This window comes from Neisseria sp. HMSC03D10 (assembly GCF_001807625.1).
Classification (GTDB): domain Bacteria; phylum Pseudomonadota; class Gammaproteobacteria; order Burkholderiales; family Neisseriaceae; genus Neisseria; species Neisseria mucosa.
This window is the reverse complement of record NZ_KV789494.1, coordinates 2277-8192: the sequence shown is the minus strand read 5'-3', so window position 1 is coordinate 8192 and position 5916 is coordinate 2277. Positions and strand designations below refer to the sequence as shown.

The following is a 5916-nucleotide window of genomic DNA, read 5'->3' as shown; positions in this document are numbered from 1 at the left end:
GGGGCCAGTTCAGTTTTCAGACGACCTTTTTGTTTCCTATCCGTCAAATTAGCCACGACACAAAGTCATGGCATAACCGACCACAACACATGGGATTTCCCTGCGAAATAAATGCGCATAAAACCCAATTCTTGTCGGCATGGCAGGCCTTCGGCAAAGCCTACACTGAATATTCAGATCATCTCCAACCGACATCTATTTAATCATCAGGCCGTCAATTCAAACAAGCAATGCCCATAGTCTTTAAGATATGACTTTGCTTTGAAATTTTCAGACAGGGGCTGCAATGCGTTCCACCATTCCCACGCCGACGCCGCAGATACCGACGTGCGCAGCGACAACGGGTGATACAGGTACGCCCTGCCCGAGCCGCCTTCCGGTTTTTTCAAAAAAACGTTCGGCAAAAAGCCGGTAGCGTTCTTCATCGCCGGTATAAAGGCCACCGAGGATAAATTGGTCTTTCGGCTTGTCGTTCATCAGGCTGACGGTATTGGCAATAATGGAATCAAACATTTTGACATCGTCGGTAACGGTTTCCAAGCGTTCCAAATTGTCTTGCGAAAAGTGCAGGACGTTACGCAATCCGAGCCAATCGCCGAAAGACGCGCCGACGCGGGAAAGCGTGCCGCCCAAAGAAAGGGACTTGAGCGAAGAAAGTCCGAATACGATGTGGCAATAAGGCTTGAGGCTTTCCAAGTGTGAGACGACCGTTTGGGGAGGCAGGCCTGCCCGAAGCAGCCGTTCCGCCTCCATGGCGAAAAAGCCTTCCGGCATACAGCAGGTACCTGTGTCGATAACATGGATTTTCAGTTGTGGAAACTGCGCCGCCATTTTACGGATAACATCCGCCGAGTCGCTCAATTTGTGGCTCAACGTCGTAACGATGGCTTCGTGATAGCCCTGTTCCACCAGATAATTGAATGTTTTGGACAATTCGTCTTCGCAAGGCGGCAGCGTGCTGATTGGTTCATCCAGATGATTGGCGCGCCATTCGCAATATTCTTTGTTGTTAACATCTGAACCGTCTGCATGCCATTGATGATTAAATGAAATGTTTAAATGCAAAATATGTATGGTGCTGTCGCGTCCGGCCATACTGTCAACTGAACCGCTGGATGTCGATAAAACCGCACAGCGGTACAATGCATAAGAACCCGGCATACTTTCTCCCTCGAATATCCGACAATGAAAATCTATCCCTTAATATGATTTAACCGTTAAGACAAACGGTATTTTTAAATGATAAACGGTATGTTTATTATTGTCTATATGATTATTACCTCAAGTCATATTTTAGGATGCCAGGAAGAAAACCGCTCCATACGCCATATCGTTTACAATACTGGCTTTCAGCCTCAAACAAGGATGCTCATGCAAAAAATCACTCTGATTGCCGCTTATGCCGCCCACCGTTGTATCGGCATCAACAATACCATACCTTGGCATCTGCCCGAAGACTTTGCCTTCTTCAAAACCTATACCACGGGCAAACCGGTCGTCATGGGGCGTAAAACATGGGAATCCCTTCCTAAGAAACCCTTACCCGGCCGCCGCAATATCGTTATTACCCGTCAGTCGGATTATCTTGCCGAAGGGGCGGAAACCATCCCCGGACTGGAAGAAGCATTGGCATTGTGTGCGGATGCCGAAGAAATCATCATCATGGGCGGCGCACAGATTTACGCCCAAGCCCTGCCGTATGCGACCGATTTGCGCCTGACCGAGGTGTCGCTCGATGTATCCGGAGACGCTTTTTTCCCTGAATTTTCATCGGATAAATGGAAAGAGCAGTTGCGTGAAACACACATAAGCGCGAAAGGTATCGGATACGCCTTTGTCCACTATGTCCGCCGCTGACCAAGCATTTCTTTGAATCCGTATATTAAAAAAGGTCGTCTGAAAACCTGGATATTGGTTTTCAGACGACCTTTTGATGTCGGCGCCAAACGGCTTACTTGAATTTGTAAGTGTATTGCAGGCCGATGATGTCGGCGTGGTTTTTGAAGCGCGCGCCGGATGCGCCTTTGCTGTCCACATCGCTGCCGGTGGCGCGGGCGGTGTGGTAGCGGGTGTCGTTGATGTGGATGTGGCTGTAAGCGGCATCCAAGACGTGGTTTTTGCCCAGATGGTATTTCGCGCCGAGCGAGAACCAGATGCGGTTGCCGTCGGGCAGGCTGTTCATGCGGTAGCCGGCGTTTTTGACGGGCGAGCGGTCAAAGGCGATACCTGCGCGCAGTTGCAGCGGGTCGGTCACTTGGTAAGAACCGCCGAGCGCGACTTTGTAAGTGTTGCGCCAGTTGGGGGTGATGACGGTGCGGTCGGATTTGCCGTTGACGACGTTTTTGGTGTTTTCAAAAACCAGTTCCGCTTTGTTGAAGCGGCTGTGGCGCGTCCAAGTTACATCGCTGAACAGGTTGAATTTGTCGGTGGCTTTATACATGCCGTGAACGGACAAGGATTCAGGGGTTACGATTTTGACGCTTGCTTTTTCACGCGGAACGTAACCGCGGGCGGCAAGCGCGCCCAAATCCCAAGCGCGACGGGCGTATGCGCCGTCGGCTTCCCATTCTGCCGAGCCTTTGAGGGTGTGTGATACTTTGGAGCGGTAGTTCACGCCGACCCGTGCGCGGTCATTGATGTCCCACATCCAGGCAAGTTGATAGCCGAAGCCCCAGTCGTGGCCTTTAACTTCGGCGTGTCCGTCAGATTTGCCTTGCGCGCTGACGGAGACAGGGCGGCCGGCGGCGCGTGAAGCAAGGCCGCTGGCGAGTTGGCTGATGGCGCCGGAGGCATCCCAGTCGGAATATTTGCGCAATTCGGCTTTGGAATATTGGGCGATCAGGCCGGCACCGAAAGCATGATTTTCATTGGCTTTCCAAGCGACGACCGGCTCGATGTCGATGCTGGTAAGGCCGAGTTTGTTGATGTTGTGGCGCAGTACGGAATCTTTTTCGTATTCGGTGACAGAGCCGAAAGGGACGTAAACGCCCAAGCCCAAAGTTACGTCGTCATTGACTTTGTATGCGCCGTAGAGGTGCGGAACGACGGTGGTTTTGGTGATTTTGCCGCTTTTCGAGCCGGAAACATCGCCGCCTTGATAGTATTGGGCGGAATCGGCTTCGTAGCGGATGCTGGGCAGGACGATGTTGGCGTTGACGGAAACTTGGCTGCTGTCGAGTTTGGACAGGCCGGCAGGGTTGTAGAAGATGGTCGATGCGTCGGCGGCTTCCGCGCCGGAAGAGTTGGCAGTGCCTTGGGCGTTGACCGACTGCGTACCGAAATGGTAGCCCGAAGCGTGGACTGCGCCGGAAAAGAAGACTGCGCTGAGTAAGATTACGGTTTGTTTAATAGGTGAGTTCGTCATTTTCTTATACCTGCGTGCAAATAATAAAGAGGTCGTCTGAAACAAACGCCTCTATCCGATTAGTATAGGTGCTCGATTCTATACCACCTTACCGTTTTTGCCTAATCTTTTCGATTCTTTGCACGGTTTTAACCCTATTCGATTGTTGCAGGGAAGTCATTTCTCTTTCATGCCTTTGAATTATCGTTTGTTGTGAAACCGACAACACTTCCCAAATGTAAAGAGGTCGTCTGAAAACCTGATTTTCAAGTTTTCAGACGACCTTTCGCATTTATGCCGGTTCAGCTTTATAACTAAAACTAAGCCTCCGTCACGGAATCGCGGCTGAAGGTTTTTTCGCAGTAGTGGCATTTGAGCTTGGTCTGTCCGCTTTGTTTGCGGACGTAGAAGCGGCTTTTCACCGGCTCGCCGTGGCTGGCGCAGTTGGTGTTTGGGCAGCGGAACACTTCGGCGATTTCTTCGGGCAGGGTGAGCAGGCGTTTGTTGATGACTTTGAAGTGGTCGATGGTATTGACGACGGCTTCGGGGGCGAAGAGGGCGAGGCGGTTGGCGGCGTTGTCGTCCAGCCAGACGCCGGTGATTTTAATGATGTCTTTGCTGCCTTGGGTTTTGCTGGGCAGGTTGAAGCCGACGGTGACGGCGCTGCCGTAGTGCAGCAGTTTGAATTGGCGCAGGATAATCAGGCCTTTGCCTGCGGGGATGTGGTCGATGACGGTGCCTTTTTCGATGGCTTCGACGCTGAGTTTAGGGGTTTCCATATTTGCTCCTTATACTTCTTCGTTCAACACCAGCGATAAAATCGCCATGCGGGCGTAAACGCCATTGGTCGCCTGCTCGAAATAGTAGGCGTGCGGCGTAGCATCGACGTCGGGGTGGATTTCGTCAACGCGCGGCAGGGGATGCAAGACGCGCAGGTTGGGGCGGGCGTTGGCGAGCATGGCGGCGTTGAGGTTGAATTTGCCTTGGATTTTGGCGAACTCTTGTTCGTCGAAGCGTTCGCGTTGGACGCGGGTCATGTACAGGATGTCCGCCCATTCGACGGCGGCTTCGAGGTCGGGCAGGATTTGGTAGCGGCAGCCTGCGGCTTCGAGTTCTTCGGTGATGTATTCGGGCATGGCGAGGCTGGGCGGGGAGACGAAGGCGAATTCGCAGTCCCAGCGTTTGAGGGCTTGGCAGAGGGAATGGACGGTGCGGCCGTATTTGAGGTCGCCCGCCATGGCGATTTTGAGGTTGTTCAGACGACCTTGGGTTTCGTAGATGGTCACGAGGTCGAGCAGGGTTTGGCTGGGGTGTTGGTTGGTGCCGTCGCCGGCGTTGATGACGGGGACTTTGGAAAACTCGGCGGACACGCGCGCGGCACCGTCTTTGGGGTGGCGTTGGATGATGGCGTCGGTGTAGCTGGAGATGATGCGGGCGGTGTCGGCGAGGGTTTCGCCTTTTTTCGCGCTGGTGTTCGCGCCGTCGGAGAAGCCGATGACTTTGCCACCCAAGCGTTGTACGGCGGTTTCAAACGACAGGCGCGTGCGGGTGGAGGGTTCGAAAAAGCATGAGCCGATGAGTTTGCCTTCGAGCAGGTCGTCGCGCGGGTCGGCTTTGAGTTTGAGGGCGGTTTGCAGGAGCAGCTCGAGCTGTTCGGTCGTCAGGTCGGAAATGGAGATGACGTGTTGTCGGTAAAGCGGGTTGGGCATTCGGCTTCCTTTCTTCAATTCGGCAAAAACCCCGCTAAGGCGGGGTTTTACGAAACAACGACGGACGCGCCGCGGCGTGCGGTACGGGCAAAACGGGTGGGGCAGGCGTTGAGGCGCATGGGTCGTCTGAAATCGGTTTGAGGTGGCGGTATTATCGCATATTTGACGGGGCTAGGCTGCGGATTTTCGCGCAAAGGGGTCGTCTGAAAATGGCGACAGTTTGCGCTTTCAGACGACCCCGCAGCCTCGTTCCGCCCTAAAATCCTGTTAGAATACCGTTTCATTTCATTCATAAGCATACTGTCCCCAACATTGATAAACGGTTACACACTGTGTTTAGCGTATCCAGAAAAGAGGTGCTTCCACTAATTGATGAGGCTTGGAAAAAGAAAGGTATGCCTCTTGCCAATGATCCTCGTACTTATTTAGTGGATATGAAAAGAGTAATTGGTACAAATGGTGAAACCAAAATACGCATTGTTGTACAGACTAAAGGCAGCAATCAAATCACTACTGCTTACCCACAAAAATAAATCGATTATATGGAGTAATCATGAATAAGAGAATAAAAATATGTCCCGCTTGTCAACAAGGCTATCTCTACCATTCAAAACCTAAATATCTTCATGATGAAATTATTCTGTGTGATGAATGCGATGCAGTATGGCTCAAAGGAGTGAATATATTTTATGGAGAATATGAAAAAGATTTTTATTCTTATGTTCCTTTCATGGAATCCCAAGGTATAACGGATGAATGTATCTGGGAAGGAGAGCTGTTCGATCATCCATATTATGAAGATGAAAACTCAAATGATATGGATTGATAGAAACTTTATATAGTGGATTAAATTTAAATCAGGAC

9 protein-coding genes are annotated in these 5916 nt (G+C 51.5%); 4 read left to right on the top strand and 5 right to left on the bottom strand.

Features of this window, described 5'->3' with window-relative positions; translation table 11 throughout:
- Positions 1-203: hypothetical protein (locus HMPREF3066_RS13250; RefSeq protein WP_210385682.1), on the top strand; the 203-nt coding region annotated here is incomplete at its 5' end.
- A gap of 67 nt (positions 204-270) precedes the next feature.
- On the opposite strand, the gene HMPREF3066_RS01470 is transcribed toward HMPREF3066_RS13250, so the two are convergent.
- A complete protein-coding gene (locus tag HMPREF3066_RS01470) occupies positions 271-1161 on the bottom strand; it encodes a DegV family protein (protein ID WP_070439965.1) in 891 nt (296 codons plus the stop codon).
- 210 nt (positions 1162-1371) lie between these two features.
- On the opposite strand from HMPREF3066_RS01470, the gene HMPREF3066_RS01465 reads away from it, so the two are divergent.
- Positions 1372-1857 carry a dihydrofolate reductase gene (locus HMPREF3066_RS01465; protein ID WP_070439963.1) on the top strand — a complete coding sequence of 162 codons (486 nt, stop codon included), beginning with the start codon at positions 1372-1374 and terminating at the stop codon, positions 1855-1857.
- A 94-nt stretch (positions 1858-1951) separates the two neighbouring features.
- Here the strand turns inward: HMPREF3066_RS01465 and HMPREF3066_RS01460 are convergent, their stop codons facing one another.
- The 4 genes from HMPREF3066_RS01460 to HMPREF3066_RS13035 form a co-directional block, all read right to left on the bottom strand.
- Positions 1952-3364, bottom strand: coding sequence for an OmpP1/FadL family transporter (locus HMPREF3066_RS01460; protein ID WP_070439962.1), 1413 nt, complete (start codon positions 3362-3364; stop codon positions 1952-1954).
- 299 nt (positions 3365-3663) lie between these two features.
- Positions 3664-4122, bottom strand: a complete 459-nt coding sequence (gene pyrI, locus HMPREF3066_RS01455) for an aspartate carbamoyltransferase regulatory subunit (protein WP_070439960.1) — start codon at positions 4120-4122, stop codon at positions 3664-3666.
- A gap of 9 nt (positions 4123-4131) precedes the next feature.
- Positions 4132-5052 carry an aspartate carbamoyltransferase gene (pyrB, locus tag HMPREF3066_RS01450; protein WP_003768497.1) on the bottom strand — a complete coding sequence of 307 codons (921 nt, stop codon included), beginning with the start codon at positions 5050-5052 and terminating at the stop codon, positions 4132-4134.
- A gap of 47 nt (positions 5053-5099) precedes the next feature.
- Positions 5100-5336 carry a hypothetical protein gene (locus HMPREF3066_RS13035; RefSeq protein ID WP_168160637.1) on the bottom strand — a complete coding sequence of 79 codons (237 nt, stop codon included), beginning with the start codon at positions 5334-5336 and terminating at the stop codon, positions 5100-5102.
- Positions 5337-5384: 48 nt separating this feature from the next.
- Between HMPREF3066_RS13035 and HMPREF3066_RS12670 the strand changes: the two genes are divergently transcribed.
- Entirely contained in the window at positions 5385-5585 is a 201-nt protein-coding gene (locus HMPREF3066_RS12670; protein ID WP_141743155.1) for a hypothetical protein, read from the top strand.
- A gap of 20 nt (positions 5586-5605) precedes the next feature.
- Positions 5606-5878 (top strand): hypothetical protein, encoded by a 273-nt coding sequence (locus HMPREF3066_RS01445; protein WP_003686206.1) that lies wholly within the window; start codon positions 5606-5608, stop codon positions 5876-5878.
- Positions 5879-5916: the final 38 nt, after the last annotated feature.

Bases quoted from the DNA above. Each gene is read 5' to 3' on its own strand.
- HMPREF3066_RS01470 (WP_070439965.1), bottom strand. From the start codon at position 1,161: ATGCCGGGTTCTTATGCATTGTACCGCTGTGCGGTTTTATCGACATCC.
- HMPREF3066_RS01465 (WP_070439963.1), top strand. From the start codon at position 1,372: ATGCAAAAAATCACTCTGATTGCCGCTTATGCCGCCCACCGTTGTATC.
- HMPREF3066_RS01460 (WP_070439962.1), bottom strand. From the start codon at position 3,364: ATGACGAACTCACCTATTAAACAAACCGTAATCTTACTCAGCGCAGTC.
- pyrI (WP_070439960.1), bottom strand. From the start codon at position 4,122: ATGGAAACCCCTAAACTCAGCGTCGAAGCCATCGAAAAAGGCACCGTC.
- pyrB (WP_003768497.1), bottom strand. From the start codon at position 5,052: ATGCCCAACCCGCTTTACCGACAACACGTCATCTCCATTTCCGACCTG.
- HMPREF3066_RS13035 (WP_168160637.1), bottom strand. From the start codon at position 5,336: ATGAAACGGTATTCTAACAGGATTTTAGGGCGGAACGAGGCTGCGGGG.
- HMPREF3066_RS01445 (WP_003686206.1), top strand. From the start codon at position 5,606: ATGAATAAGAGAATAAAAATATGTCCCGCTTGTCAACAAGGCTATCTC.